Annotated in this window: 22 protein-coding genes; 13 read left to right on the plus strand and 9 right to left on the minus strand. The window is 49.2% G+C overall.

The genetic code is table 11. From position 1 onward, the window contains the following. Positions 1-99: 99 nt before the first annotated feature. The 8 genes from WKT20_RS07515 to WKT20_RS07550 form a co-directional block, all read right to left on the minus strand. On the minus strand, positions 100-855 hold the full coding sequence (locus WKT20_RS07515) for a succinate dehydrogenase/fumarate reductase iron-sulfur subunit (protein WP_007559479.1): 756 nt from the start codon (positions 853-855) through the stop codon (positions 100-102). Between the two features lie 35 nt (positions 856-890). Further along, complete coding sequence (locus WKT20_RS07520; protein ID WP_117701095.1) at positions 891-2,873, minus strand: fumarate reductase/succinate dehydrogenase flavoprotein subunit; 1,983 nt, start codon at positions 2,871-2,873, stop codon at positions 891-893. Between the two features lie 33 nt (positions 2,874-2,906). Further along, entirely contained in the window at positions 2,907-3,596 is a 690-nt protein-coding gene (locus WKT20_RS07525) for a succinate dehydrogenase/fumarate reductase cytochrome b subunit (protein ID WP_007559482.1), read from the minus strand. A 263-nt stretch (positions 3,597-3,859) separates the two neighbouring features. Beyond that, a complete protein-coding gene (locus WKT20_RS07530) occupies positions 3,860-5,455 on the minus strand; it encodes a S41 family peptidase (RefSeq protein ID WP_181976288.1) in 1,596 nt (531 codons plus the stop codon). A gap of 9 nt (positions 5,456-5,464) precedes the next feature. Next, on the minus strand, positions 5,465-5,920 hold the full coding sequence (coaD, locus tag WKT20_RS07535) for a pantetheine-phosphate adenylyltransferase (RefSeq protein ID WP_040312467.1): 456 nt from the start codon (positions 5,918-5,920) through the stop codon (positions 5,465-5,467). A gap of 34 nt (positions 5,921-5,954) precedes the next feature. Continuing rightward, positions 5,955-7,892, minus strand: a complete 1,938-nt coding sequence (locus WKT20_RS07540) for a DNA topoisomerase IV subunit B (RefSeq protein WP_007559488.1) — start codon at positions 7,890-7,892, stop codon at positions 5,955-5,957. Positions 7,893-7,912: 20 nt separating this feature from the next. Further along, entirely contained in the window at positions 7,913-9,043 is a 1,131-nt protein-coding gene (locus WKT20_RS07545) for an N-acetyltransferase (RefSeq protein ID WP_007559490.1), read from the minus strand. Between the two features lie 315 nt (positions 9,044-9,358). Then, positions 9,359-10,408: a DUF3810 domain-containing protein gene (locus WKT20_RS07550; RefSeq protein WP_340417126.1), complete on the minus strand. Its 1,050-nt coding sequence runs from the start codon at positions 10,406-10,408 to the stop codon at positions 9,359-9,361. A 99-nt stretch (positions 10,409-10,507) separates the two neighbouring features. Between WKT20_RS07550 and WKT20_RS07555 the strand changes: the two genes are divergently transcribed. From WKT20_RS07555 to deoC, 8 genes are all read left to right on the plus strand, one after another. Further along, complete coding sequence (locus tag WKT20_RS07555) at positions 10,508-11,740, plus strand: nucleoside recognition domain-containing protein (RefSeq protein ID WP_304216107.1); 1,233 nt, start codon at positions 10,508-10,510, stop codon at positions 11,738-11,740. Positions 11,741-11,748: 8 nt separating this feature from the next. Then, positions 11,749-12,171 (plus strand): rRNA maturation RNase YbeY, encoded by a 423-nt coding sequence (ybeY, locus tag WKT20_RS07560; protein WP_007559498.1) that lies wholly within the window; start codon positions 11,749-11,751, stop codon positions 12,169-12,171. A gap of 37 nt (positions 12,172-12,208) precedes the next feature. Beyond that, the gene (mnmG, locus tag WKT20_RS07565) at positions 12,209-14,080 is read left to right on the plus strand and encodes a tRNA uridine-5-carboxymethylaminomethyl(34) synthesis enzyme MnmG (RefSeq protein WP_117701102.1); all 1,872 of its coding nucleotides are present in this window, start codon (positions 12,209-12,211) and stop codon (positions 14,078-14,080) included. 57 nt (positions 14,081-14,137) lie between these two features. Then, on the plus strand, positions 14,138-14,662 hold the full coding sequence (locus WKT20_RS07570; protein ID WP_007559502.1) for an adenine phosphoribosyltransferase: 525 nt from the start codon (positions 14,138-14,140) through the stop codon (positions 14,660-14,662). 104 nt (positions 14,663-14,766) lie between these two features. Beyond that, a complete protein-coding gene (gene uvrC, locus WKT20_RS07575) occupies positions 14,767-16,599 on the plus strand; it encodes an excinuclease ABC subunit UvrC (RefSeq protein ID WP_340417127.1) in 1,833 nt (610 codons plus the stop codon). Positions 16,600-16,631: 32 nt separating this feature from the next. Beyond that, positions 16,632-17,084, plus strand: a complete 453-nt coding sequence (gene dtd, locus WKT20_RS07580; RefSeq protein WP_007559507.1) for a D-aminoacyl-tRNA deacylase — start codon at positions 16,632-16,634, stop codon at positions 17,082-17,084. 2 nt (positions 17,085-17,086) lie between these two features. Beyond that, positions 17,087-17,407 carry a nucleotide pyrophosphohydrolase gene (locus WKT20_RS07585; protein WP_007559509.1) on the plus strand — a complete coding sequence of 107 codons (321 nt, stop codon included), beginning with the start codon at positions 17,087-17,089 and terminating at the stop codon, positions 17,405-17,407. A gap of 5 nt (positions 17,408-17,412) precedes the next feature. Next, positions 17,413-18,354: a deoxyribose-phosphate aldolase gene (deoC, locus tag WKT20_RS07590; protein WP_022053717.1), complete on the plus strand. Its 942-nt coding sequence runs from the start codon at positions 17,413-17,415 to the stop codon at positions 18,352-18,354. A gap of 64 nt (positions 18,355-18,418) precedes the next feature. Here the strand turns inward: deoC and WKT20_RS07595 are convergent, their stop codons facing one another. Next, positions 18,419-19,393, minus strand: a complete 975-nt coding sequence (locus WKT20_RS07595) for a polyprenyl synthetase family protein (RefSeq protein WP_117701254.1) — start codon at positions 19,391-19,393, stop codon at positions 18,419-18,421. A gap of 94 nt (positions 19,394-19,487) precedes the next feature. On the opposite strand from WKT20_RS07595, the gene polA reads away from it, so the two are divergent. The 5 genes from polA (at position 19,488) to WKT20_RS07620 (ending at position 25,726) form a co-directional block, all read left to right on the plus strand. Continuing rightward, complete coding sequence (gene polA / locus WKT20_RS07600) at positions 19,488-22,256, plus strand: DNA polymerase I (RefSeq protein WP_340417128.1); 2,769 nt, start codon at positions 19,488-19,490, stop codon at positions 22,254-22,256. Between the two features lie 153 nt (positions 22,257-22,409). Next, positions 22,410-22,796 carry a DUF3836 domain-containing protein gene (locus WKT20_RS07605; protein WP_117701105.1) on the plus strand — a complete coding sequence of 129 codons (387 nt, stop codon included), beginning with the start codon at positions 22,410-22,412 and terminating at the stop codon, positions 22,794-22,796. A 201-nt stretch (positions 22,797-22,997) separates the two neighbouring features. Beyond that, entirely contained in the window at positions 22,998-24,101 is a 1,104-nt protein-coding gene (gene ychF / locus WKT20_RS07610) for a redox-regulated ATPase YchF (protein ID WP_340417129.1), read from the plus strand. Positions 24,102-24,167: 66 nt separating this feature from the next. Continuing rightward, a complete protein-coding gene (locus WKT20_RS07615) occupies positions 24,168-25,079 on the plus strand; it encodes a ketopantoate reductase family protein (RefSeq protein WP_340417130.1) in 912 nt (303 codons plus the stop codon). After that, complete coding sequence (locus WKT20_RS07620; RefSeq protein WP_007559524.1) at positions 25,076-25,726, plus strand: chloramphenicol acetyltransferase; 651 nt, start codon at positions 25,076-25,078, stop codon at positions 25,724-25,726. The genes WKT20_RS07615 and WKT20_RS07620 overlap by 4 nt, the downstream gene beginning before the upstream one ends. Positions 25,727-25,731 lie beyond the last annotated feature (5 nt).

The following is a 25,731-nucleotide window of genomic DNA, read 5'->3' on the forward strand; positions in this document are numbered from 1 at the left end:
CTGATTTTCAGCTTTTTAAAAGTTTTTAAAAGACAAAAAAGAATTCGCCCCGAAACAGCGCGTGCTTCGGGGCGAATCTTTATCTGTCTGCAAAGAGGATTAGTCTTTCAGTTTTGCTTTGATGAAGTCGCGGTTCAAGCGAGCGATGTTGCTGATTGAAACGCATTTCGGACATTCTGCTTCACAAGCACGGGTATTGGTACAGTTACCGAAGCCCAGTTCGTCCATCTTGGCAATCATAGCCTTTGCACGACGCAATGCTTCCGGTTTTCCCTGAGGCAACAGGTTCAACTGGCTTACCTTAGCAGAAACGAACAGCATGGCTGAACCGTTCTTACAAGCAGCTACACACGCACCGCAACCGATACAAGAAGCGGCATCCATTGCTTCGTCAGCTACCGGTTTCGGAATCAGGATAGCGTTGGCATCCTGAGGAGCACCTGTACGTACGCTGATGAAACCACCTGCCTGCATAATCTTGTCGTAAGCTGTACGGTCTACCATCAAGTCCTTGATAACCGGGAAACCGGCTGAACGCCACGGTTCTACAGTGATTACATCACCGTCTTTGAAACGACGCATGTAGATCTGGCAGGTAGTAGCACCTGTAGCAGGTCCGTGCGGATGTCCGTTGATGTACAAAGAACACATACCGCAAATACCTTCACGACAGTCATGGTCGAACACTACCGGTTCTTTTCCGTCTTCAATCAACTGTTCGTTCAAGATATCCAGCATTTCCAGGAAGGAAGTATCGCCCGGGATGTCCTTCATCTGGAATGTATCGAAATGACCTTTTTCCTTAGGTCCGTTCTGACGCCAAACTTTCAGCGTAAATGATATATTTTTATCCATTTTACTTAGATTCTTTAATTGTTTAACTTCACTGATTAGCTCTTGTAGTTACGAGTCTGTACCTTGATAGCTTCGTAAACCAGCGGTTCTTTGTACAATACCGGAGCCTTGTCGTCGCTTCCCTGGTATTCCCAGCAAGCTACATAGAAGAAGTTTTCGTCATCACGTTTTGCTTCACCTTCTTCTGTCTGATGTTCTTCACGGAAGTGACCACCACAAGATTCTTCGCGGTTCAATGCATCGTATGCGATAAGCTGACCCATTGTGATGAAGTCGTCCAAACGGAATGCCTTGTCAAGCTCGATGTTCATACCTTCTTTTGCTCCCGGAATAAACAATTCTGTTTCGAATTCCTTACGGATGTCTTTCAGCTTAGCCAAACCGGTCTTCAAACCTTCTGCAGTACGTCCCATACCTACGTATTCCCACATTACGCGGCCCAGTTCCTTGTGAATTGAGTCTACAGACTTCTTACCCTTGATGTTCATCAGGTGGTCAATCTTAGCCTGTACAGCCTTTTCTGCTTCTGCAAATTCAGGCAAGTCAGTAGAGAAGCGAGGAACAGTAATCTGGTCTGACAAGTAATTCTGAATAGTGTAAGGCAATACGAAGTATCCGTCGGCCAGACCCTGCATCAATGCAGAAGCACCCAGACGGTTAGCTCCGTGGTCAGAGAAGTTACATTCACCGATAGCGAACAGACCCTTGATAGTAGTCTGGAGTTCGTAGTCTACCCAGATACCACCCATTGTGTAGTGGATAGCCGGATAAATCATCATCGGGTTGTAGTATTTCACACCGTTGATTTCGCGAGCCAGTTCGCCCGGATTTACGTCGGTGATTTCTTCGTACATATCGAACAAGTTACCGTAACGCTGGCGAACTACGTTCAAGCCCAGACGTTCGATACTTTCAGAGAAGTCAAGGAATACGGCCAGACCAGTGTTGTTTACACCGAAACCGTGGTCGCAACGTTCTTTAGCGGCACGTGAAGCCACGTCACGCGGAACCAGGTTACCGAATGCCGGATAACGGCGTTCCAGATAGTAGTCACGGTCTTCTTCAGGAATATCGCTACCTTTCTTTGTTCCAGCCTGCAATGCTTTGGCATCTTCCAGTTTCTTCGGAACCCAGATACGACCGTCGTTACGCAGAGATTCTGACATCAAAGTCAGCTTAGACTGCTTGTCACCGTGTACCGGAATACAAGTCGGGTGAATCTGTACGTAAGCCGGGTTAGCGAACATAGCTCCCTTACGGTAGCAAGACATGGCAGCTGTTACGTTACATGCCATGGCGTTAGTTGACAGGAAGTAAGTGTTTCCGTAACCACCGGTTGCGATAACTACTGCGTGAGCAGCGAAGCGTTCCAACTTACCAGTTACCAGGTTCTTAGCGATGATACCACGTGCACGACCGTCAACCAATACTACGTCGAGCATTTCGTAACGAGTGTACAGTTTTACAGTACCGGCACCTACCTGACGGCTCAATGCAGAGTAAGCACCCAGCAACAGCTGCTGACCTGTCTGACCTTTAGCGTAGAATGTACGAGATACCTGCGCACCACCGAATGAACGGTTAGCCAGTGTACCACCGTATTCACGAGCGAAAGGAACACCCTGTGCCACGCACTGGTCGATGATGTTGTTTGATACTTCAGCCAGACGGTATACGTTAGCTTCACGAGCACGGTAGTCACCACCTTTCACTGTATCGTAGAACAGACGATAAACAGAGTCACCGTCGTTCTGGTAGTTCTTGGCAGCGTTGATACCACCCTGTGCAGCGATAGAGTGTGCACGGCGAGGAGAGTCCTGGATACAGAAGTTGAACACACGGAATCCCATTTCACCCAGAGAAGCAGCTGCAGAAGCACCTGCCAAACCTGTACCTACCACGATGATGTCCAGACGACGTTTGTTAGCCGGGTTCACCAGTTTCTGGTGAGCTTTATAATTGGTCCATTTCTCAGCTATCGGGCCTTCAGGAATCTTAGAATCAAGTATCTTAGTCATAATGTTTTTTCAATTTAATCAGTTACACTTAAATTAGCAAGCACCGCAACCCATCATGTTTTTCAGGAAGAACACAACGGCTACCAGCATGAAGCCAAGTACGATGATGGTAGAATAGATGTTAGAGATGCATTTCCAACGGTTAATCCAGATGGTGTTGTTCCAACCCAAAGTCTGCATAGAGCTCCAGAATCCGTGAGTCAGGTGGAACCACAAGGCAATCAGCCAGATGATATACAACACGAAGAACACCGGATTAGAGAATGTCTGCATGATGTAGCCGTAACCGTCGGCTGCATGAAGACCACCCATCATCGGGTTGCCGATGATTTCAGCGAACTGCATTTTGTACCAGAAGTTTACGAAGTGAAGAGCCAGACCCAGGATTACGATGATACCCAGTACCAGCATGTTCTGAGATGCCCATTCCACGTTTTTCGGTTTTGCTGTCACTGCATAGCGTTCGTGACCGCGAGCTGCACGGTTCTGCATCGTCAGCCAGAAAGCGTAGATGATGTGAATTACAAACAGGGCAGCCAGTCCGACAGTAGCTACCAGCGCATACCAGTTGGCACCGAGGAACTCACAAACCATGTTGTACGCCTCGCCCGAGAACAATGCAACAAGGTTCATCGCCATGTGAAATGTCAGAAACAGGACAAGGGCGATACCAGTAACACTCATCACCACTTTCCTTCCAATAGATGAATTACTTAACCACATAAATGATTGAATTTAAATTATTTAATTGTTAGAACTATAAATTCGCACTCGAAGGTCCAAATTATGATGCAAAATTAGAAGATTTATTGAGATAACGCAACAGATTATGGAAAAAATTCTGTAATCGGAGGTTGTGAGCCACACGCAAAAAAAACGCAAGTGCGTTTGAACCAAAACGTCGAAGAGTTTCAATTCAAACGCACTTGCGTTTCAGGGAAAACGTACTTGTGTTTTTCGTCAAACGCAAGTACGTTTTCCGGAGCTTATCTTTTGGGGAAATTCATGCCGGGCTTGCGCAGCAGTTCGATGGCCTTTTTCATGCTGTCGTTCAGTGTGTTAATCACCTGGAAGTATTCGTTCATGTCCCAGATGTCGCGGGCCAGCAGGGCTTTCAGCTGTGTCTTGATCAGCGGAAGTGCCGTGCGGAACTGGGGCTCGTTATAGGTGATTCCCATGGAGGTGCCTTGTGCCACCAGCTCGTCGAGCATGGCCTGGCTCACCTCAAACTCGCGGTTGAAGCGGTCGAACGTCTTGTACTGCTGGAGCCATTCTTTCCGGTGGCGGTCAATCAGCTTGATGTTCAGCTGCACCATGGCGCCTTTGTCGCGCAATGACAGGTAATAATCGGTGTACATTGTGGTGTCGATGGGCACAAAATAGTCGGGCATGATGCCTCCGCCGCCGTACACGGTGCGTCCCAATTTCAGGGTCTTGGCCTTGAGGGAATCGGGGAAGTGGATGCTGTCGGCACTCATCATTTCACCCCGGTTGTAGCGGTCTATCAGGTCTTTATTGTATTGCTCGATACTTTCGTAAGGTTTCTGGATACAACGGCCTGAAGGGGTGTAGTAACGGGCTACCGTCAGGCGAATCATGGAACCGTCGGGCAAATCGATGGGGCGCTGCACAAGTCCTTTTCCGAAGGTGCGGCGGCCTACTACGATACCTCTGTCCCAGTCCTGAATGGCTCCGGTCACAATTTCACTGGCGGAAGCCGAAAATTCGTCGACGAGCACCACCAGACGGCCTTTCTGGAAATCGCCGTCGCCCTTGGCTTCAAACTCTGAACGCGGGTTGCGGCGTCCTTCGGTATAGACAATAAGTTCTTTCTTGCCCAGAATCTGGTCGCACAGGCTGATGGCGGCATTCAGGTAACCGCCTCCGTTGCCTTGCAAATCGAGAATCAGGTCTTTCATACCTTGTTTCTGCAACTTGTGGAGGGCATCGGTAAATTCTTTTCCGGTGGTAGCGGCAAAGCGGCTCACACGGATGTAACCGATTTTTCCTTCCACCATGTACGAAGCATCCAGACTGTATACGGGAATCTTGTCGCGCTTGATGGTGAAAGGCAACAGCTCCTTCACACCGGCACGCAGCACCTTTACCGTTACTGTAGAGCCTTTCGGTCCGCGCAGACGGCGCATCACTTCTTCCGTATTCATCTTCACGCCGGCAATGACCGTGTCGTTCACTTCAATGATGCGGTCGCCGGCCAGGATGCCGACCTTCTCGGAGGGACCTCCCGACACGGGCTGAATGACGAACAGGGTGTCAGTAGCCATATTGAACTGGATACCGATGCCGTCAAAGTTTCCCTGAAGGGGTTCGTTGAGCCGCTTCACTTCTTCCGGATCGGAATAGGTGGAATGCGGGTCAAGCTCTTCCAGCATGCTGACAATGGCGGTTTCCACCAGCTTGTCTTCGTCTACCTTATCTACATACAGATTGGAGATGGCGAACTCGGCCAGCTGCAGTTTGCGCGAAGGCGAATCGAGCAGCTTGTTCTGGGCGGGAAGTGCCGTCCATGCCGACCACCCTGCCAATAAAGCAAATACGTATTTTCTGATTTTCATGTGCATTCTTTCATTTTATTCCACTTCCATGCCTTCGGGCAGAAAGTCGGATACATCTTTTCCATACTGCAAAAGCTCACGCACGATGGTGGAACTGATGGAGGTCAGTTCGGGCTCAGTAAAGAGCAGGATGGTTTCTACGCCGGCCAGCTTGCGGTTGATGTCGGCAATGGTTTCTTCGTACTCAAAGTCGTGCACGGTACGGATACCGCGGATAATGAATCCGGCCTCGCGCTCGCGGGCAAAATCAACGGTCAGATTGTCGTATGCCTCTACCTTGATGCGTGGCTCGTCGGCATAAAGCTTACGAATCATCTCTACACGCTTTTCGGTGGGGAACCAGGTTTTCTTTTTGTCGTTTATCCCGATACCGATAATAATTTCATCCATAAAGGTCAGGGCACGCTTCACCACGGAGTAGTGCCCGATAGTAAACGGGTCGAAGGTGCCCGGAAATATCGCTCTTTTCATCACTGATGACTGGCAGTTTTTAATTATTAATTCTTCATTCTTCATTCTTAATCAAGTCTTCTTCTACCACCAGGTTATCGATGATGAAGTTCTGGCGTTCCATGGTGTTCTTTCCCATGTAGAATTCCAGCAGTTCCTTCACGGCGTCGGTCTTACGAAGGGTGACTTGCTCCAGGCGCATGTCCTTGCCGATGAAATGACGGAACTCATCGGGAGAGATTTCTCCCAGTCCTTTGAATCGGGTGATTTCCGGATTGGGACTCAGTTTCTCGATGGCAGCCACCCGTTCTTCGTCCGAATAGCAGTAGATGGTTTCGTACACGCCTTTCTTGCGGTTTCGCACGCGGAACAGAGGTGTCTGCAGGATATATACATGACCTTTCTTGATCAGGTCGGGGAAGAACTGGAGGAAAAAGGTAATCATCAGCAGGCGGATGTGCATACCGTCCACATCGGCATCGGTAGCCACGATTACCTTATTATACCGCAGTCCGTCGAGCCCTTCTTCAATGTTCAGGGCAGCCTGCAGGAGGTTGAACTCTTCGTTCTCGTAGACTACCTTCTTGGTGAGTCCGAAGGAATTCAGCGGTTTACCGCGCAAACTGAACACGGCCTGCGTATTGACATCGCGGCTTTTCGTAATGGAACCGCTGGCGGAGTCTCCCTCGGTGATGAAGATGGAACTTTCCAGACGGGGATCGTCTTCTTCTTTCTTTCCGCCTTTCTGGTCGTTCAGGTGGATGCGGCAGTCACGCAACTTACGGTTGTGCAGGTTGGCTTTCTTGGCACGTTCACGGGCTATCTTCGTGACACCGGCAATGGCCTTACGTTCTTTCTCTGATTCCTGAATCTTCTGCAGCAGCACTTCCGCCACATCGGGATGCTTGTGAAGGTAGTTGTCTACCTGCTCTTTCACGAAATCGCCCACAAACTTGTTGACGCTGATACCGGAAAACGGATAGGGATTGCCTTCGGAATCTTTCTCAGGAGCCATGGTGAGTGAACCCAGCTTGATTTTAGTCTGACTTTCGAAAGTCGGCTCGATCACGTTGATGGCAATGGCGGCCACCAGTCCGTTACGGATGTCCTGGAATTCGAGATTCTTTCCGTAGAATTCCTTGATGGCGCGGGCAATGTGTTCCTTGAACGCACTCTGGTGGGTACCTCCCTGCGTGGTGTGCTGACCGTTGACAAAGGAATAGTATTCCTCGCCATACTGCGCGCTGTGGGTAAAGGCTATCTCAATGTCTTCGCCCGTCAGATGCACGATGGGATACAGCCCCGGTGCAGTCATGTTATCGTTCAGCAGGTCTTCCAGTCCGTTGCGGCTTACAATGCGATGGCCGTTATAATAGATGGAAAGCCCCGTATTTAAATAGGTATAGTTGCGGAGCATGGTCTCAATGAACTCCGGACGGAAGTGGTAGTTCAGGAACAGGGTATCGTCGGGTTCAAAGAAGATATAGGTTCCGTTTTCTTCATCCGTAGCACAGGTTTCGTCGCTGACCAGTTCACCGCGTTCGAACACGGCCTTGCGCATCTGTCCGTCGCGGGCACTCCAGGCAATGAAACGGCGGCTCAATGCATTGACCGCCTTGGCTCCCACTCCGTTCAGTCCGACACTTTTCTTGAAGGCCTTGGTGTCGTACTTACCCCCAGTATTCAGCATGGAAACGGCATCGACCAGACTTCCCAAGGGAATGCCTCGTCCGTAGTCACGCACGGATACACGCAGGTTGTCTTCCATCTGGATGTCAATACGTTTTCCGGCTCCCATCTTGAACTCGTCGATACTGTTGTCGACGACTTCCTTCAACAGCACATAAATTCCGTCTTCCACCTGCGAACCGTCGCCCAGACGACCGATGTACATACCGGGACGAGTACGCACATGCTCCATGTCGCTCAGGTGGCGAATGTTCTCTTCTGTATAGGCAGCAGAGGAAACGGTTTGTTCATTGAGTTCTTCCATATCTATTCTCCCCTCGTTTTTTAAATCATTTTCTTATAAGCACGGCGACGTTTGTGCTGCACGGATTCGAACGCGCTCCACTGTGCCTGTACTTTCTTGTTGAGCTCAAGCTCCGGATTACTTTCTCCATATTCAAATCCCATCTGCTGGAAAATGGGCACGAGATCATAGAACAGGAGGGCATTGACTCCCTTGCTCTGGTATTCGGGCTTCACTCCTACCAGCAACAAATCGAGCACGCGCGGACGCTTGATGAAGAGGGCTTTCAGCAGGTGGAACCAACCGAAAGGCAACATCTTCCCCTTGGCTTTCTGCAAGGCTTTCGACAAAGAAGGCATGGCAATTCCCACTGCCACCAGATTGCCTTCCGCATCTTCTACCAGCGACACCATGCGCAGGTCGATGAGCGGCAGATACATCTTTATATACTGGTCAATCTGTCCCTGTGTCATTTTTGAATATCCGTAAAGGGGAGCGTAGGCTTCGTTAATCAAATCGAAGATTTTCTGCCCGTAGTTCTGCTTCTTGATTTCGCTCCGCTTGAGCTTCTTGATTTTCAGGTTGTATTTCTGAAGAATGATTTCGGAGATGCGCACAAACTTTTCCGGAAGCTGGTGAGGCACGCTCAGTTTGTATTCCACCCAGTCGGCTTCTTTCTCAAAGCCCAGCTGCTCCATGTGTTCCGGATAATAAGAATAGTTGTAGATGGTAGCCATGGTGCTCAGCTGGTCGAATCCTTCTACCAGCATTCCTTCGGCATCCATATCTGTAAATCCCAGCGGACCGACAATGGCTTCCATACCTTTTTCTTTTCCCCATTGTTCTACGGCTTTCAGCAAGGCTGAAGACACTTCTTCTTCGTCGATGAAGTCCAGCCAGCCGAAACGGACTTCTTTCTTGTTCCAGGTGTCATTGGCACGGTGGTTGATGATGCCAGCCACACGCCCCACTATCTCCTCGCCCTTGTAGGCCAGGAAATACTCTGCCTCACAAAATTCAAATGCCGGATTCTTCTTGGGATTGAAGGTATTCAGCATGTCATCGTACAAATCGGGAACGGAATAGGGATTATTTTTATAAAGTTCGTAATTAAAACGGATGAACTTCTTCAGCTCTTTTTTCGTAGTGACTTTTTTAATCGTGATAGTCATTGTGGTATAATTTTCTTTCGTTCGCTTTGAGTTTAGAAAAATTAAGGCTGTAAAGATAGTGTTTTTTCTCCTAAAAAGCGGGCTATTCACTGATTTTCACACTTTAAGGAATTTTTACGGAGGAGGTGAAGGCAGACAGGAAATTAAGGATTTGACATGATTTTAAGCTATCTTTTCATTCTGCGTCCAGAATAAAAAATCCGACAAATCAGTAAGTTGCTGTTTTACAGAAAAATAGAACACTTTTCCTTTCTGAGAATTGAAAAATCAGCTTTTCCCCGGCAGATGGTCGGGATTTTTCAATTCTCACAACGGTTAGCTCCACCATTCGTCGGGTAAGGAAAGTATCATGGCCACCACCTCGGCATAATTCTTCTGTCCGGAAGGAATCTGGTTCCCTTTCAGGTAATACTCATACATCAGTTCCTGCACACGTCCCACCACCGGATTATAGCGCGCCTGCCAGTAAGCCTGCTTTTCGCGAAGGGTCTGCAAAATCTCCGGACGGATGGAAGAAAGCAGTTGCCGGTAGTCTGCTTCCTCCAACAATGCGGCAGCGTTGGAAAGCACATAAGGCAACAGACCGAAATAGCCGGAGTAGTGGACGGCAGGCGAAACGGAACGGATGCAAATCTGATAGGCCCAGAAGTTGGCTTCGGCTTCACTGCTTATTCCCAGCAGATGGGAATACTCATGGGCATAGGTGAACGGCCATTGCAAGGAAGGCAGCTCACGGTTGAGCTGTGACTCGGCAAAGAAAGGACCCATGTAGCCCAACACGCCGACACCGGAATAGAGTGTGTTGAACATGACCTGCTTGGGATGCTGGTAAGCTTTCGGTGAAGAAAGGCCAAAGCGGGAAGGCACTTGGGCAAAGAGTTGCTTGGCTTCTTTTTCGATAACTTCGTGCGAAGGAAAAGGCGACTGCGTGTAGGCTTGATTCAGGCGACGGGTATAGTCGGCCAGAAAATGATGGAAGGTAGAATCCTGGTAGGCCACATATTCTAACGAGGAACGCGTAAAGAAGTCTTTCCGGAAATAATTGATTCCCCAGCCCACATAGAACCAGAGGTACACTCCTACCAGCAGTTCGGCTTCTGCCCGCAAGGTCCATTTCCAGCCTTTCTTTTTCTTCCAGCTCCACAGCGGAATCCCGACAAGCAGGACACACGCCCCTGCAAAGAACCATTCTTCCATGGAGAAAGGAATCCAGGAAACCAGGGCCGACAGGAAGGCGGACAGAACGGGATAAAGGTGACGGGCGTACAGCTCGCCCATATCCGGGAAAAAACGGCAAAGGAGGACGAGGCACAATCCTAGTCCCTCTGCGGTCCAACGTACATAACGCAAGGGAAAACTTTTCATACACACAAAGTTATATGTTTTCAGATAAGGTGAAGGAAGTGACAAAGAAATTATATATTTTTGTAACACAGATTAATCATGAATTATACTTAGATAGAAATGGCTTTAAACTACATCTGGATTGCATTTTTCCTTCTGGCCTTTGTGGTGGCACTGGTCAAGCTCATATTTTTAGGCGACACGGCCGTATTTCCGGAGATTATCAATTCTACCTTTGCTTCTTCTAAAACGGCGTTCGAAATTTCATTGGGGCTGACGGGGGTACTGTCGCTCTGGCTGGGCATCATGAAGATTGGAGAAAAAGGAGGCGTTATACAGCTTTTCGCCCGTCTGCTGAGTCCGCTGTTTTCGAAACTGTTTCCGGAAATCCCCAAAGGGCATCCGGTGACGGGAAGTATTTTCATGAACCTGGCGGCGAATATGCTGGGACTGGACAATGCCGCCACACCGCTCGGCCTGAAAGCCATGGAGGGACTGCAGGAACTGAACCCGCGCAAGGACACGGCTAGCAACCCGATGATCATGTTTCTGGTGCTGAACACGTCGGGACTGACACTGATTCCCATCAGCATCATGGTATACCGGGCACAAATGGGAGCCGCACAACCCACGGACGTGTTTGTTCCGATTCTATTGGCGACTTTCTTTTCGACAATGGCCGGCATCATTGCGGTCAGCCTGTACCAGCGCATCAACCTGCTGAACCGGACCATCCTGTTGTTTCTCGGTGGAGCCAGCCTGCTCATTGCGGGCATCATCTGGCTTTTCCTTCAGCTTAGCCGGGAACAGATTGACCTCTACTCTACGACCTTTGCCAATGTGTTCCTCTTTCTCGTCATCATCGGCTTTATCGTGTCGGGTATGCGGAAAAGAATCAATGTGTACGACGCGTTCGTGGAAGGAGCCAAAGAGGGATTTTCTACTGCCGTGCGCATCATTCCTTACCTGGTGGCGATTCTGGTTTCCATCGGCGTGTTCCGTGCTTCGGGAGCCATGGATTTTCTGATTCAGGGCATCGCCGGAGTGGTTCGGAGTTGCGGAATAGACGACCAGTTTGTCGGCGCACTGCCCACGGCACTGATGAAGCCGTTAAGCGGCAGCGGAGCCCGCGGACTGATGGTGGATGCCATGAGCACCTACGGAGCCGACTCGTTTGTCGGCCGTCTGGCCTGCATCTTCCAGGGGTCGACAGATACCACATTTTATATTCTGGCGGTGTATTTCGGAAGCGTCAGTGTAACCCGCACAAGGCATGCATTAAGTTGCGGACTGATTGCCGACTTCACCGGAATACTGGCTGCCATTTTCATCGGATATTTATTTTTCAATTGACATAAGCTATGATTAGTTATCAGACAGAAGGCGTGGAAATGCCCGCCATCAAGAAGCGCGAAACGACCGCATGGATCAAAGCCGTGGCCGAAACTTACGGCAAGAAGGTAGGTGAAATCGCGTACATCTTTTGCTCGGACGAGAAGATTCTGGAAGTAAACCGCCAGTATCTGCAGCATGATTATTACACGGACATCATTACATTCGACTACTGCGAAGGCAAGAAACTGTCGGGCGATTTGTTCATCAGCCTGGACACGGTACGCACCAACGCCGAACAGTTCGATGCAGCGTATGAGACGGAACTCTACCGCGTAATCATACACGGCATACTGCATCTTTGCGGCATCAATGACAAAGGGCCGGGAGAACGCGAAATCATGGAAGCCGCAGAAAACAAAGCACTGGAAATGCGGAAAGATTTCATGTAATTCGTATTTTTGCAAAGGATTAAAAACATAAAAGCTAATGGATTTCAAGTATGATGTAATCGTAATCGGAGCCGGTCATGCCGGATGTGAAGCGGCGGCTGCGGCTGCCAATCTGGGCTCAAAGACCTGCCTGATTACAATGGACATGAACAAAATCGGGCAGATGAGCTGTAACCCGGCCGTAGGGGGTATTGCCAAGGGACAAATCGTCAGAGAGATTGACGCCCTGGGAGGATACATGGGACTGGTGACAGACAAGACCGCCATCCAGTTCCGTATGCTGAACCGCTCCAAGGGACCGGCCATGTGGAGTCCGCGCGCCCAGTGCGACCGAGGAAAATTTATCTGGGCCTGGAGAGAAATTCTAGAGAACCTGCCCAACCTGCATATCTGGCAAGATACGGTGGAAGAGTTGTTGGTGGAGAACGGCGAAGTGACCGGCGTGGTGACTTGCTGGGGAGTGACGTTTCATGCTAAATGCGTGGTGCTGACTGCCGGTACTTTCCTGAACGGTCTGATGCACATCGGACACAAGATGCTGGCAGGAGGACGCTGTGCGGAACCGGCATCGTATCACCTGACTGAATCCATCACCCGACACGGCATTACGGCCGGACGCATGAAGACGGGTACTCCGGTGCGCATCGACGGAAAGAGCGTACACTTTGACCTAATGGACACGCAGGACGGCGAGAATGATTTCCACCGTTTCTCGTTTATCAGCGAACCACGCCACCTGAAACAACTGCAATGCTGGACCTGCTTTACCAACGAAGAGGTGCACGACACGCTCCGGAAAGGACTGGCCGACTCTCCCCTTTTCAACGGACAAATCCAGAGCATCGGACCGCGTTACTGTCCGAGTATCGAAACCAAAATCGTGACCTTCCCCGATAAGCCGCAACACCAGTTGTTCCTGGAACCGGAAGGTGAAACCACACAGGAACTTTACCTGAACGGCTTCTCTTCTTCACTCCCGATGGACATCCAGCTGGAGGCTCTGAAGAAGATTCCTTGCTTCAAAGACCTGGTGGTGTACCGTCCGGGATATGCCATCGAATACGACTACTTCGATCCGACACAGCTGAAGCATACGCTGGAATCGAAGGTGGTGAAAAACCTGTTCTTTGCCGGACAGGTGAACGGCACAACCGGATACGAAGAAGCCGGCGGACAGGGTATCATTGCAGGTATCAACGCGCACCTGAACTGCCACGGCGGCGAGCCGTTCGTGCTGGGACGTGACGAAGCTTACATCGGTGTACTGATTGACGATCTCGTGACCAAAGGCGTGGATGAGCCGTACCGTATGTTTACTTCGAGAGCGGAATACCGCATCCTGCTCCGTCAGGATGACGCCGACATGCGACTGACCGAACGGGCTTATCAGCTGGGACTGGTGAAGGCCGACCGCTACGAAATCCTGCAAAAGAAACGGGCCGAAATAGACCGCATCGTAAACTTCGTAAGCACCTTCTCCGTGAAGGCCGACAAGATAAACGACGCCCTCGAAAAGTTAGGAACAGCTCCGCTTACTCACGGATGCAAGCTGGTTGACTTAATCAGCCGCCCGCAGATTACGATTGAAAATATCGCTCCTTACATCCCCACCTTCCAGGCTGCACTCGACAAAATCGAGGAGCGAAAAGAAGAGGTGATTGAGGCTGCCGAAATCCGCATCAAGTACAAAGGCTACATCGACCGGGAGCGTACGATTGCCGACAAGATACACCGGCTGGAGTCCATCCGAATCAAGGGCAAGTTTGACTACGCCAACTTGCAATCACTGTCGACCGAAGCCCGCCAGAAGCTGGTGAAGATAGACCCGGAAACCCTGGCACAGGCCAGCCGCATTCCCGGCGTATCACCGAGCGACATCAACGTGCTGCTAGTGCTTCTGGGACGATAAAGCAGGCATGTTTCACGTGAAACAATTTGTTTAAGGAATACACATAAAATACTGGATATGAATAAAGAAACATTAAAGAAAAACCTTCGAGAAATACCCGATTTCCCCAAGCCAGGAATTCTGTTCTACGACGTCACTACCCTGTTCAAAAATGCGGAATGCTTGCAGGGCATGATAGACGAACTGTATGAACTATACAAGGACAAAGGAATTACCAAAGTGGTAGGTATCGAGTCCAGAGGATTCATTTTGGGTGGTGCCCTGGCGGCCCGCTTAGGAGCCGGATTCATCATGGCTCGCAAGCCCGGAAAGTTGCCGGCTGAAGTCATTGAAGAAACTTACGCCAAAGAGTATGGTACCGACACCATACAGCTTCACAAGGATGCCATCAGCAAAGACGACGTGGTATTGTTGCACGACGACTTGCTGGCTACAGGCGGAACGATGGCAGCAGCTTACCGACTGGTAAAACGCTGCGGCGTGGAGAAAGCATACGTTAACTTCGTCATCGAACTGAAAGGGTTGAACGGAAGAAACGCCTTCGAAAAGGATGTAGAAGTTACTACCCTTTTAGAACTATAACACGAGAAGAATCCCCTACAGAAAGGGGTAATTATATGCAGCCTTCTTTGCAGGAAACCTCTCCTCAAGGAAGGCTGTATTCACCCTGACAAGAACCCTACGACATGGAAGAAACAGAAAAGACAAGCAACACCAGCGAATACCTGAAAGGAATCGTATTGAACCTTCCGGAAGGTCCGGGCATCTACCAATACCTGAACAAGGAAGGAGTCATCATCTATGTGGGAAAAGCCAAGAATCTGAAGCGCCGTGTCTATTCTTATTTTTCCAAGGATCACCAGTCGGCCAAGACGCGCATGCTGGTTTCCAAGATTGCCGACATCCGCTACATCGTAGTGAACTCGGAAGAGGATGCCCTGCTGCTGGAGAATAACCTGATTAAAAAATACAAGCCAAGATACAACGTGCTGCTGAAGGACGATAAGACCTACCCTTCCATCTGTATCAGCAACGAGTATTTCCCGCGCATCTACAAGACCCGGAAGATTATTCGCGACGGTTCGAATTACTTCGGTCCGTACAGCCACGTGCCTTCCATGATGGCCTTGCTGGAGCTGATTAAAAAGCTGTATCCGCTCCGTACCTGCCACCTGGCACTGACGCCCGAAAACATTGCGCAGGGGAAGTTCAAGGTCTGCCTGGAATACCACATCAAGAACTGCAAAGGGCCCTGCATCGGGAAGCAGTCGCACGAAGAATACATGCAGCAGATAGCGCAGGCAAGGGAGCTGCTGAAAGGCAATACCCAGAAGGTAAGCAATGCGCTGATGGAAGAAATGAAATGCCTGGCAGAAGAGATGAAGTTTGAGGAAGCACAAAAACTCAAGGAGCAATACATGCTCATTGAAAGCTATCGCGCCAAGAGTGAAGTGGTGAGTTCGGTGCTTCATCACATCGATGTGTTCTCCATAGAAACGGACGAAAATACGGCGTACATCAACTACCTGCACATTACCAACGGATGCATCAACCAGGCTTTCACCTTCGAATACAAAGTACGTATGAACGAGAGCAAGGAGGAGCTGCTGCAGTTAGGTATCGTGGAAATGCGCGAACGCTATAAAAGCACATCGAAGGAAATCATCGTGCCTTTTGAACTGGACATGGAAATGAACGGCGTAACGTTCACGATTCCTAAAAAGGGCGAGAAAAAACACCTGCTCGACCTTTCGCTGATGAACGTGAAGCAATATAAAGTGGACCGCCTGAAGCAGGCCGAAAAACTGAATCCGGAGCAACGGAGCGTGCGGCTGATGAAAGAAATCCAGGCACAGTTACAACTGGAGAAAATGCCGAACCACATTGAGTGTTTTGATAACTCCAACATTCAGGGCTCGGATGCAGTGGCTGCCTGCGTGGTGTTCAAGAAAGCCAAACCCAGCAAAAAAGACTACCGGAAATACCTTATCAAAACGGTGGTGGGACCGGACGATTATGCCTCCATGCAGGAGGTGGTACGCCGCCGCTACAGCCGTATTCTGGAAGAGCAGGGCGAACTGCCCGACCTCATTCTGACGGATGGAGGAAAAGGACAGATGGAAGTGGTAAGGCAGGTGATAGAAGACGAGCTGCACCTGCAGATTCCCATTGTGGGACTTGCCAAGAACAACCGCCACCGCACGTCGGAAGTGCTGTTTGGTTTTCCGCCGCAGACGCTCGGCATCAAGCAGGGCACTCCCCTTTTCCATCTGCTGGAAAATATCCAGGATGAGGTGCACCGCTTTGCCATCACCTTCCATCGGGAAAAAAGAAGCAAAAGCCAGATTGCCTCTGCCCTCGACAATATCAAAGGCATCGGCGACAAGCGGAAAACGGCCCTGCTGAAAAAGTTCAAGAGTGTGGCCCGCATCCGGCAAGCCAGCCTGGAAGAGATTGCCGAAATAATTGGAGAAAGTGCAGCGAAAAGCGTGAAGGAATCACTATCTGAATCCAAATAAATTGCTATTTTTGTAGAAACAAGACGAATCACATGAGAGTAGTTATACAGCGCGTGACACACGCATCCGTGACCATTGACGGAGTTTGTAAATCAGCCATCAAAGAAGGCTTCATGATTCTGCTCGGCATTGAAGCTGCCGACACGCAGGAAGATGCAGACTGGCTCTGCAAGAAGATTGTCAACCTTCGTGTGTTTGACGATGAGAATGGAGTAATGAACAAGTCCATTCTGGATGTGCAGGGAGAAATCCTTGTAGTAAGCCAGTTCACACTGATGGCCTCGACCAAGAAGGGAAACCGCCCCTCTTACATCCGAGCTGCCGGACATGAAATTGCCGTTCCTCTGTACGAATACTTCTGCAATGAATTGAGTATTGCCCTGGGAAAACAAGTAGGAACCGGTGAGTTTGGTGCCGACATGAAGGTAGAATTATTGAACAACGGACCGGTGACCATTTGCATGGACACCAAAAACAAGGAATAACCATGACACTGGAAGAAGCACAGAAAACCGTAGACGAATGGATAAAGACGTACGGAGTAAGGTACTTCAGTGAGCTGACCAATATGGCTGTGCTCACGGAAGAAGTGGGCGAACTGGCACGCATCATGGCACGCACCTACGGCGACCAGTCGTTCAAGGCAGGCGAAAAAACGGACTTGGGCGACGAAATGGCCGACGTGCTCTGGGTGTTGCTCTGTCTGGCCAACCAGACGGGAGTGGACCTGACGGAAGCGTTCAGAAAGAACCTGGAGAAGAAAACAAGCCGAGACAAGGAAAGACATAAAAACAACCCTAAACTATAAAGTATATGAATCCTAATCACGAACATGCGTGCGGATGCGAACACACGCACGAAGAAGAGAACCAGTACAACAAGTACGAAGATGCGTTGAGTAAATATCAAACGAATCTGAAGGACGATGAAATTGCGGAGAAGACAGCCCGTCTCATCGAAAAGCACCTGGAAGAAAACAATACGAAGGAAGTAAAGAAGTTCCTTTTCAACTGTATTGACTTGACTACACTGAAGTGTACAGACAGCGACACCAGCGTGATGAAGTTCACGGAGAAGGTCAATGAGTTTGTCGACCGCTACCCTGACCTGAAGAACGTGGCTGCTATTTGTGTATATCCCAACATGGCTGAAATCGTCAACGATACACTGGAAGCAGACGACGTGAAGATTGCCTGCGTATCGGGAGGTTTCCCCTCTTCACAAACTTTCATTGAGGTGAAAGTGGCCGAAACTGCCATGGCCATCCATAGTGGCGCAGACGAAATAGATATCGTGATTTCTGTGGGCAAATTCCTGAGCGGTGACTACGAAGGCATGTGCGACGAAATCGAAGAGCTGAAAGAAGTATGCGGCGACAAGCACTTAAAAGTGATTCTGGAAACCGGTGCATTGGGAAGTGCTTCGAACATCAAGAAAGCTTCTATCCTTTCTATGTATTCAGGAGCTGACTTTATCAAGACTTCTACCGGAAAAGAAAGTCCGGCTGCCACACCGGAAGCTGCTTACGTGATGTGTCAGGCCATCAAGGAATACTTCCTGGAGACTGGCCGGAAAGTCGGATTTAAGCCCGCTGGAGGCATTAACTCCGTGCACGACGCACTGGTGTACTACACCATCGTAAAAGAGCTGTTAGGAGAAGAATGGCTGACCAACGAGCTGTTCCGTCTGGGTACAAGCCGCATGGCCAACCTATTACTTTCCGACATTGTGGGAAGTGAAACCAAGTTCTTCTAAAAAGACTTCGCATAAGGATAAAAAAATCCCCTCTCTTCATTGAAGAAAGGGGATTTTTTTTGAATCATTTATTTCGTTCAATCACATAATCGATGTAGGCAGTCAGAGCTTCTTTCAAACTGGAATCGGCCGAAGCAGGAACCAATGCCAATGCCTTATCGCGGAACTCGTACATCATGCGGGTGGCGTATTCAATTCCTCCCCTTTCTTTCACGGTTTCTACAAAGGACGCTATTTCTTCTTTTGAAGCTTCCAAGGAACGTATCTTCAAAGCAGTCTGCTTCAAACTGTCATCTCCTGTCTGACTCAACACGTACAAGGCAGGAAGCGTGAGTTTTCCTTCCAGCATATCGTTTCCTGTAGGCTTACCGAGTTCCGGACTCTCGAAATAATCAAAGATATCATCCTTTATCTGGAAAGCGATACCAATCATTTCACCCAACAATCCGGCTTTCATCACCTCTTCCTGCACGGCTCCTACCGATACGGCTCCACTCTGCGAACTGGCTTTAAACAGGGCGGCTGTCTTCTTCCGGATGACATCGAAATATGCCTCCTCTGAGAAATCTTCCTTACCAATATTGCCTAACTGCAGAATCTCACCTTCCGACAATTCCTGCCCTAAAGTAGCCACCAGTTCTACCAGTTCTACCTTACCGGTCAGTGCGGCATGCTTCAGACTTGTGGCCAGCATGTAATCGCCCACCAGTACGGAAACTTTGTTATTATAGATTGCGTTTACAGAAGACTGCCCCCGACGCTTGTCGCTCTCGTCTACCACATCATCGTGTACCAGACTGGCGGTATGAAGCAATTCCAGCGACAGTGCCGCATGAAAGGTTGATTCATTCAATGTACCGAACAGTTTAGCCGTCAGCATCACCAGAATAGGACGCATCATCTTTCCGCTCCGTTTCTTGATGTAAGCCAACACCTCTCCCAAGAGAGGGTCTGTGCTCGTCAAAGAGTCCTCAAAAAGCCCTCTGAACTCCTCTAATTCTTTTTCTACAGGCTGCTTTATTAAATCAATTTTGTTCATGTACATTTATTTAGGCCCACAAAAGTAATAATAAAAGACTGAATACCGTATTTTTTTGTACTTTTACATGAAAAAACTTAATATTTTTACACGAATGGAGAAGCTATTTCTATTAGACGCTTATGCACTGATTTACCGTGCTTATTACGCCTTTATCAAGAATCCTCGCATCAACTCGAAGGGTTTTAACACCTCTGCTATCCTGGGATTTGTCAATACGCTGGAAGAAGTGCTACGGAAAGAAAATCCCACTCACATCGGAATTGCCTTCGACCCGTCGGGGCCTACGTTTCGCCACGAAGCTTATGAAGCATACAAAGCGCAACGGGAAGAGACTCCGGAAGCTATCCGGCAGTCGGTTCCTGTCATAAAGGATATCATACGTGCCTATCATATTCCTATTCTGGAGATTGCCGGATACGAAGCCGACGACGTAATCGGTACACTGGCTACGGAAGCCGGTAAAAGAGGCATCAATACTTATATGATGACTCCCGACAAGGACTACGGACAGCTGGTGGGTGAACACGTGTTCATGTATCGCCCCAAATACGGTGACAAAGATTTTGAAGTGATGGGAGTGGAAGAAGTCAAGGCCAAGTTCGACATCCAGTCACCTTTGCAGGTCATCGACATGCTAGGACTCATGGGGGATACAGCCGACAACATTCCGGGATGCCCGGGTGTGGGAGAGAAAACGGCACAGAAACTGATAGCCCAGTTCGGCAGCATCGAGAATCTGCTGGCTCACACCGACGAGCTGAAAGGAGCCATCAAGAAGAAGGTGGAAGAAAACAAAGAGCAAATCACATTCTCAAAATTTCTGGCTACCATCAAAACGGATGTGCCCATCACACTCGACATGGAAGCACTGAAAAGAGAAGAGCCCGATGAAGAGGAACTGCGCCGCCTGTTTGAAATGCTGGAATTCCGAAGCCTGATTGACCGGGTAATCAAAACAGAAAAAAAGGCTCCCTCCTCTCCTGCCGCTCAACCCGATCTCTTTGGCTTTTTTGCGGAGGAAGATACAGCTGACGCCAAAAATTCAATTCTCACGAGGTTAGAAGACCTGTCATACGACTATCAACTAGTTGATAATAAGGAGAAAATGGCGGTTTTAGCCGAAAAATTACTTGCTCAGAAATTTTTCAGTCTAGACACGGAAACCACCGGAATCGATTCCATCACGGCAGAACTGGTGGGAATGAGCTTCAGTTTTGCCGAAAACCAGGCTTTTTATGTACCTGTACCGGCCAATCGTGAAGAAGCCTTTACAATTGTGAATATATTTAAACCGGCCTTCGAAAATCCCGATTCGCTCAAAATTGGACAAAACATCAAATACGACCTTATCATGCTGGCTAATTACGGAGTGACCCTGAAGGGAAAGATGTTCGATACCATGATTGCACATTATGTACTACAGCCCGAACTTCGTCACGGCATGGATTACCTGGCCGAGATTTACCTGAAATACGAAACTATCAAAATTGAAGAACTGATTGGGGCGAAAGGGAAAAAGCAGGGAAACATGCGCGACCTTGCTCCCGAAGCAGTCTACAAATATGCTTGTGAGGATGCCGATGTAACACTTAAGCTGAAGCTGGTTCTCGAAAACGAACTGGAGACAAACGGAGTCAAGAAACTGTTCGAAGAGATAGAAATGCCTTTGGTGCCGGTATTGGCTTATATGGAAAGAAACGGAGTACGTATTGATACGGATGCGCTGAAAGAAACCTCACGGCATTTTACAGCCCGGATGAACCAGATAGAAGAAGAGGTACACCAGCTGGCCGGAATGGGGTTCAACATAGCCTCTCCCAAACAGGTAGGTGAAGTATTGTTCGACCGCCTGAAAATCGTGGAGAAAGCCAAGAAGACGAAAACCGGGCAATATGTCACTTCGGAAGAAGTACTGGAAAGTTTGAGAGGAAAGCATGAAATCGTAGGAAAAATTCTGGAACATCGCGGACTGAAGAAGTTGCTGGGTACCTACATTGATGCCCTCCCTCAACTTATCAATCCGGCTACCGGACGCATCCATACTTCTTTCAACCAGACGGTCACAGCTACCGGACGACTGAGTTCTAGCAACCCGAACCTGCAGAACATTCCTATCCGCAACGAAGACGGAAAGGAAATCCGAAAGGCTTTCATCCCCGATGAAGGATGCGAATTCTTCTCGGCCGACTATTCACAAATTGAGTTGCGCATCATGGCACATCTGAGCAATGACCCACACATGATTGAAGCTTTCCAGAAAGACCAGGACATTCATGCAGCTACTGCCGCTAAAATATATAAGGTAAAATTGGAGGAAGTGACACGCGAACAAAGAAGCAAGGCCAAGACTGCCAATTTCGGTATCATCTATGGAATTTCAGTATTCGGACTGGCAGAACGTCTGAACGTTGACCGCAAGGAGGCCAAAGCCCTTATTGACGGATACTTTGAAAACTATCCGAATGTAAAAGCCTATATGGACCAGAGCATTCAGGAAGCACGCGAAAAAGGATACATTGAAACCATCTTCAAACGCAAACGCTATCTGCCGGACATCAACTCAAAAAATGCAGTCGTCAGAGGATATGCCGAACGAAATGCAATCAATGCTCCCATCCAGGGCAGTGCTGCCGATATTATTAAGGTAGCCATGATACGCATATACCAGCGCTTCCAGGAAGAAGGTATCCGCTCGAAAATGATTCTCCAGGTACACGACGAATTAAACTTCAGCGTCTTGCCGGAAGAAAAAGAAAAAGTGCAGCAAATTGTGATAAGCGAGATGGAGGCTGCTTACAAAATGAAAGCTCCACTGCGTGCAGACCATGGTTGGGGACATAATTGGCTGGAAGCACACTAAGCCACCTAGATTGTTAACTAATGTTTAATTAGTGACATTTTGCTAATTTATCGCATTTTTTTCGCCGAAATACATACAACATATCAAAGCTTTTACTACATTTGCATCGTCAAAAAGAACAAAACGTAAGTAAAACCTTAACATCAAAAAGATATGAAAAAGATGAATTTAGCAAAGTGTGTAGCTGTTTTAGTTATAACTTTTGTTGCAAGCTTGTCAACTTATGCTGCTAAAATGAATAACAACCTGATTTACAATGCACAAGAAGTTAACGGATTGAAAGTTGCAGAAACTGTATACAAGAAAGACGGTAACATGCTGACAAACTACATGAAGTATAACTACAAATACAATGACAACAACCAGATAACTGAAAATATGTCACAGAAATGGAATGTAAACAAGAACTGCTGGGAAAGCGATTTGTGTATTCGTTATACATACGATAACAAGAGCGTAACTACAGAATACTACAAATGGAATTCCAAGAAGAATGATTTCATTCTGATTCCTGAAATGACTGTTACAATGGACAAATGATTAAATAAGAAAATTCATAAACTCTCTTTTACAAAAGAGGCACTTCGTGATGAAGCGCCTCTTTTTTATTTCCGACCGACGAAGTCCGCTAAAATTACCGCTCATTCCATAGAAGAATAGGCAGGAACTTAAAAAATAACTATCTTTGCAGAGAATTAGAGTATTATGCATCAGAAATAAATTAGAAATAAACAATAAATTATGGCATTACAATGTGGTATCGTCGGTTTGCCAAACGTGGGAAAATCGACACTTTTCAACTGCTTATCAAACGCAAAAGCCCAGGCGGCCAACTTCCCGTTCTGCACCATCGAGCCCAATGTGGGCGTGATTACGGTGCCCGATGACCGTCTGAACAAACTGGCCGGGCTGGTGGACCCCGACCGTATCGTGCCCACTACCGTGGAAATTGTGGACATTGCCGGACTGGTGAAAGGGGCCAGCAAGGGCGAAGGGCTGGGCAACAAGTTCCTGGCCAACATTCGTGAAACGGATGCCATTCTGCACGTGCTGCGCTGCTTCGACGATGAGAACGTGACGCATGTGGACGGCAGTGTGGACCCGGTACGCGACAAGGAAATCATTGATACGGAACTTCAGTTGAAGGACTTGGAAACCATTGAAAGCCGCATTCAGAAGGTGCAGAAACAGGCGCAGACCGGGGGCGACAAGGTGGCCAAACAGACGTATGAGGTGCTGGTTCGTTACCGTGAGGCGCTGTTGCAAGGCAAATCGGCACGTACCGTGCAGTTTGAAACGAAAGACGAACAGAAAATAGCACACGAACTGTTCCTGCTCACCTCGAAGCCGGTGATGTATGTGTGCAACGTGGACGAAGCCAGTGCCGTAAGCGGCAACAAGTACGTGGAGCAGGTGCGTGAGGCAGTGAAAGAGGAAGGTGCTGAAATCCTGATTGTAGCGGCCAAGACGGAAGCCGACATTGCCGAACTGGAGACGTACGAAGACCGCCAGATGTTCCTGCAGGAAGTGGGGCTGGAAGAGTCGGGCGTGAGCCGGCTGATACGTGCGGCCTACAAGCTGCTGAACCTGGAGACGTACTTCACGGCCGGAAAGATGGAGGTGCGTGCCTGGACGTTCCACAAGGGATGGAAGGCTCCGCAGTGTGCCGGTGTCATCCACACGGATTTTGAAAAGGGATTTATCCGCGCGGAGGTCATCAAGTACGACGACTTTATCCACTATGGCTCGGAAGCTGCCGTACGTGAGGCCGGAAAGCTCAACGTGGAAGGCAAGGAATACGTGGTGGAAGACGGCGACATCATGCACTTCCGTTTCAACGTATAATCAACTTATTTATCAAGCACGGGCTTACACGCTCCGTGCTTGTTTTTCTTTATAACTTTTTTCACCATGAATTATCTCATCATCGGAACGGGCGGTGTAGGAGGATGCATCGCCGGCTTTCTGGCACTGGCAGGCAAGGACGTGACCTGCATTGCCCGCGGAAAGCACCTGGAAGCCATCCGCCGGCAGGGGCTGCACCTGAAATCGGACCTGAAGGGGGAGCATTTCCTCCCCGTAAAGGCATGCACCGCAGAAGAATATCAGGGAAAGGCGGATGTCATCCTGGTGTGCGTGAAAGGCTATTCCATTGACTCCATCCGCCCCGTGCTGGAGCGTGCGGCTACCCCCCACACCCTGGTCATCCCCATCCTGAATGTGTATGGCACGGGGCCCCGCATCGGTCGCCTGGTGCCTTCGGTCAAGGTGCTCGACGGGTGTATCTACATCGTGGGCTTCGTGTCGGGCGAAGGGGAAATCAGCCAGATGGGTAGCATCTTCCGCCTGGTGTTCGGTGCGCGTCCGCAGCAGCAGGTGGCTCCAGAACGGCTGGAGAGGATTGCCGGTGAACTCCGCGAGTGTGGTATCAAGGTGGACGTGTCGGACGACATCAACCGGGATACGTTCATCAAATGGTCGTTCATCTCGGCCATGGCCTGCACGGGTGCCTATCACGACGTGCCGATGGGCGAAGTGCAGCACGAGGGTGAGGTGCGCGACACGTTCGTCGGTCTGTCGCGTGAGAGTGCGCAGATTGGGGAGAAACTGGGCATCGCCTACCCCGGCGACCCCGTGGCCTACAACCTGATGGTGATTGACAAGCTCGACCCGCACAGCACGGCTTCCATGCAGAAGGACATTGCCCGGGGGCATGAGTCGGAGATTCAGGGTCTGCTGTTCGATATGATTGACCTGGGCGCACAGTTACACATTGACATGCCTACCTACCGGAAGGTGGCGCAAAAATTCCAGCAAGCATGAAGCATCTTATCGATATTGACACCTGGGAGCGGAAGGAGAACTATCTTTTCTTCCGCGATTTCCATAATTCCTGGATTGCCATGACCAGCGAAGTGGACTGCACGGAGGCGTATGCGGAAGCGAAGGCACAGGGCCGTTCCTTCTTTCTGTATTACCTGTACGCCATTCTTCGTGCGGCAAATGAAATCAAGGAGTTCCGTTACCGGTGGGACAAGCACGGGCAGGTGGTCTACCACGATACGGTAGACATCACGACGCCCATCGCCGTGCCGGGAAAGACATTCTACACTGTTCGCATTCCCTGGAACAGTGATTTCAAGGCTTTCTACGAGGAAGCCCGGCGCATCATCACTTCTATCCCGGAGGACGGAGACCCGTACGGCACCGACAAGGAGATTGCGGCTCAGGGCGATTTTGACGTCATCCTGCTCAGTGCCACGCCCAAGCTGTACTTTACTTCCATCTCTTACACGCAGTATGCCCCGGGCCATCCGCTGGACTATCCGCTGATGAACGCGGGCAAGGCGGTGACGCGTGAGGGAAGGCTGGTCATGCCCATTGCACTGACCGTAAGCCATGCCTTTGTAGACGGGGCGCACATCTCACTGTTCTTCGAGAAGGTAGAAAAGTACCTGAAGGAAAGATAAACCTG

The organism is Phocaeicola sp. ICN-14070 (genome assembly GCF_037892625.1).
Taxonomy (GTDB): Bacteria; Bacteroidota; Bacteroidia; order Bacteroidales; family Bacteroidaceae; genus Phocaeicola; species Phocaeicola plebeius.

What these genes read in the sequence shown, in the direction of transcription:
- WKT20_RS07515 (WP_007559479.1), bottom strand. Translation starts at nt 855, where the DNA reads ATGGATAAAAATATATCATTTACGCTGAAAGTTTGGCGTCAGAACGGA.
- WKT20_RS07520 (WP_117701095.1), bottom strand. Translation starts at nt 2,873, where the DNA reads ATGACTAAGATACTTGATTCTAAGATTCCTGAAGGCCCGATAGCTGAG.
- WKT20_RS07525 (WP_007559482.1), bottom strand. Translation starts at nt 3,596, where the DNA reads ATGTGGTTAAGTAATTCATCTATTGGAAGGAAAGTGGTGATGAGTGTT.
- WKT20_RS07530 (WP_181976288.1), bottom strand. Translation starts at nt 5,455, where the DNA reads ATGCACATGAAAATCAGAAAATACGTATTTGCTTTATTGGCAGGGTGG.
- coaD (WP_040312467.1), bottom strand. Translation starts at nt 5,920, where the DNA reads ATGAAAAGAGCGATATTTCCGGGCACCTTCGACCCGTTTACTATCGGG.
- WKT20_RS07540 (WP_007559488.1), bottom strand. Translation starts at nt 7,892, where the DNA reads ATGGAAGAACTCAATGAACAAACCGTTTCCTCTGCTGCCTATACAGAA.
- WKT20_RS07545 (WP_007559490.1), bottom strand. Translation starts at nt 9,043, where the DNA reads ATGACTATCACGATTAAAAAAGTCACTACGAAAAAAGAGCTGAAGAAG.
- WKT20_RS07550 (WP_340417126.1), bottom strand. Translation starts at nt 10,408, where the DNA reads ATGAAAAGTTTTCCCTTGCGTTATGTACGTTGGACCGCAGAGGGACTA.
- WKT20_RS07555 (WP_304216107.1), top strand. Translation starts at nt 10,508, where the DNA reads ATGGCTTTAAACTACATCTGGATTGCATTTTTCCTTCTGGCCTTTGTG.
- ybeY (WP_007559498.1), top strand. Translation starts at nt 11,749, where the DNA reads ATGATTAGTTATCAGACAGAAGGCGTGGAAATGCCCGCCATCAAGAAG.
- mnmG (WP_117701102.1), top strand. Translation starts at nt 12,209, where the DNA reads ATGGATTTCAAGTATGATGTAATCGTAATCGGAGCCGGTCATGCCGGA.
- WKT20_RS07570 (WP_007559502.1), top strand. Translation starts at nt 14,138, where the DNA reads ATGAATAAAGAAACATTAAAGAAAAACCTTCGAGAAATACCCGATTTC.
- uvrC (WP_340417127.1), top strand. Translation starts at nt 14,767, where the DNA reads ATGGAAGAAACAGAAAAGACAAGCAACACCAGCGAATACCTGAAAGGA.
- dtd (WP_007559507.1), top strand. Translation starts at nt 16,632, where the DNA reads ATGAGAGTAGTTATACAGCGCGTGACACACGCATCCGTGACCATTGAC.
- WKT20_RS07585 (WP_007559509.1), top strand. Translation starts at nt 17,087, where the DNA reads ATGACACTGGAAGAAGCACAGAAAACCGTAGACGAATGGATAAAGACG.
- deoC (WP_022053717.1), top strand. Translation starts at nt 17,413, where the DNA reads ATGAATCCTAATCACGAACATGCGTGCGGATGCGAACACACGCACGAA.
- WKT20_RS07595 (WP_117701254.1), bottom strand. Translation starts at nt 19,393, where the DNA reads ATGAACAAAATTGATTTAATAAAGCAGCCTGTAGAAAAAGAATTAGAG.
- polA (WP_340417128.1), top strand. Translation starts at nt 19,488, where the DNA reads ATGGAGAAGCTATTTCTATTAGACGCTTATGCACTGATTTACCGTGCT.
- WKT20_RS07605 (WP_117701105.1), top strand. Translation starts at nt 22,410, where the DNA reads ATGAAAAAGATGAATTTAGCAAAGTGTGTAGCTGTTTTAGTTATAACT.
- ychF (WP_340417129.1), top strand. Translation starts at nt 22,998, where the DNA reads ATGGCATTACAATGTGGTATCGTCGGTTTGCCAAACGTGGGAAAATCG.
- WKT20_RS07615 (WP_340417130.1), top strand. Translation starts at nt 24,168, where the DNA reads ATGAATTATCTCATCATCGGAACGGGCGGTGTAGGAGGATGCATCGCC.
- WKT20_RS07620 (WP_007559524.1), top strand. Translation starts at nt 25,076, where the DNA reads ATGAAGCATCTTATCGATATTGACACCTGGGAGCGGAAGGAGAACTAT.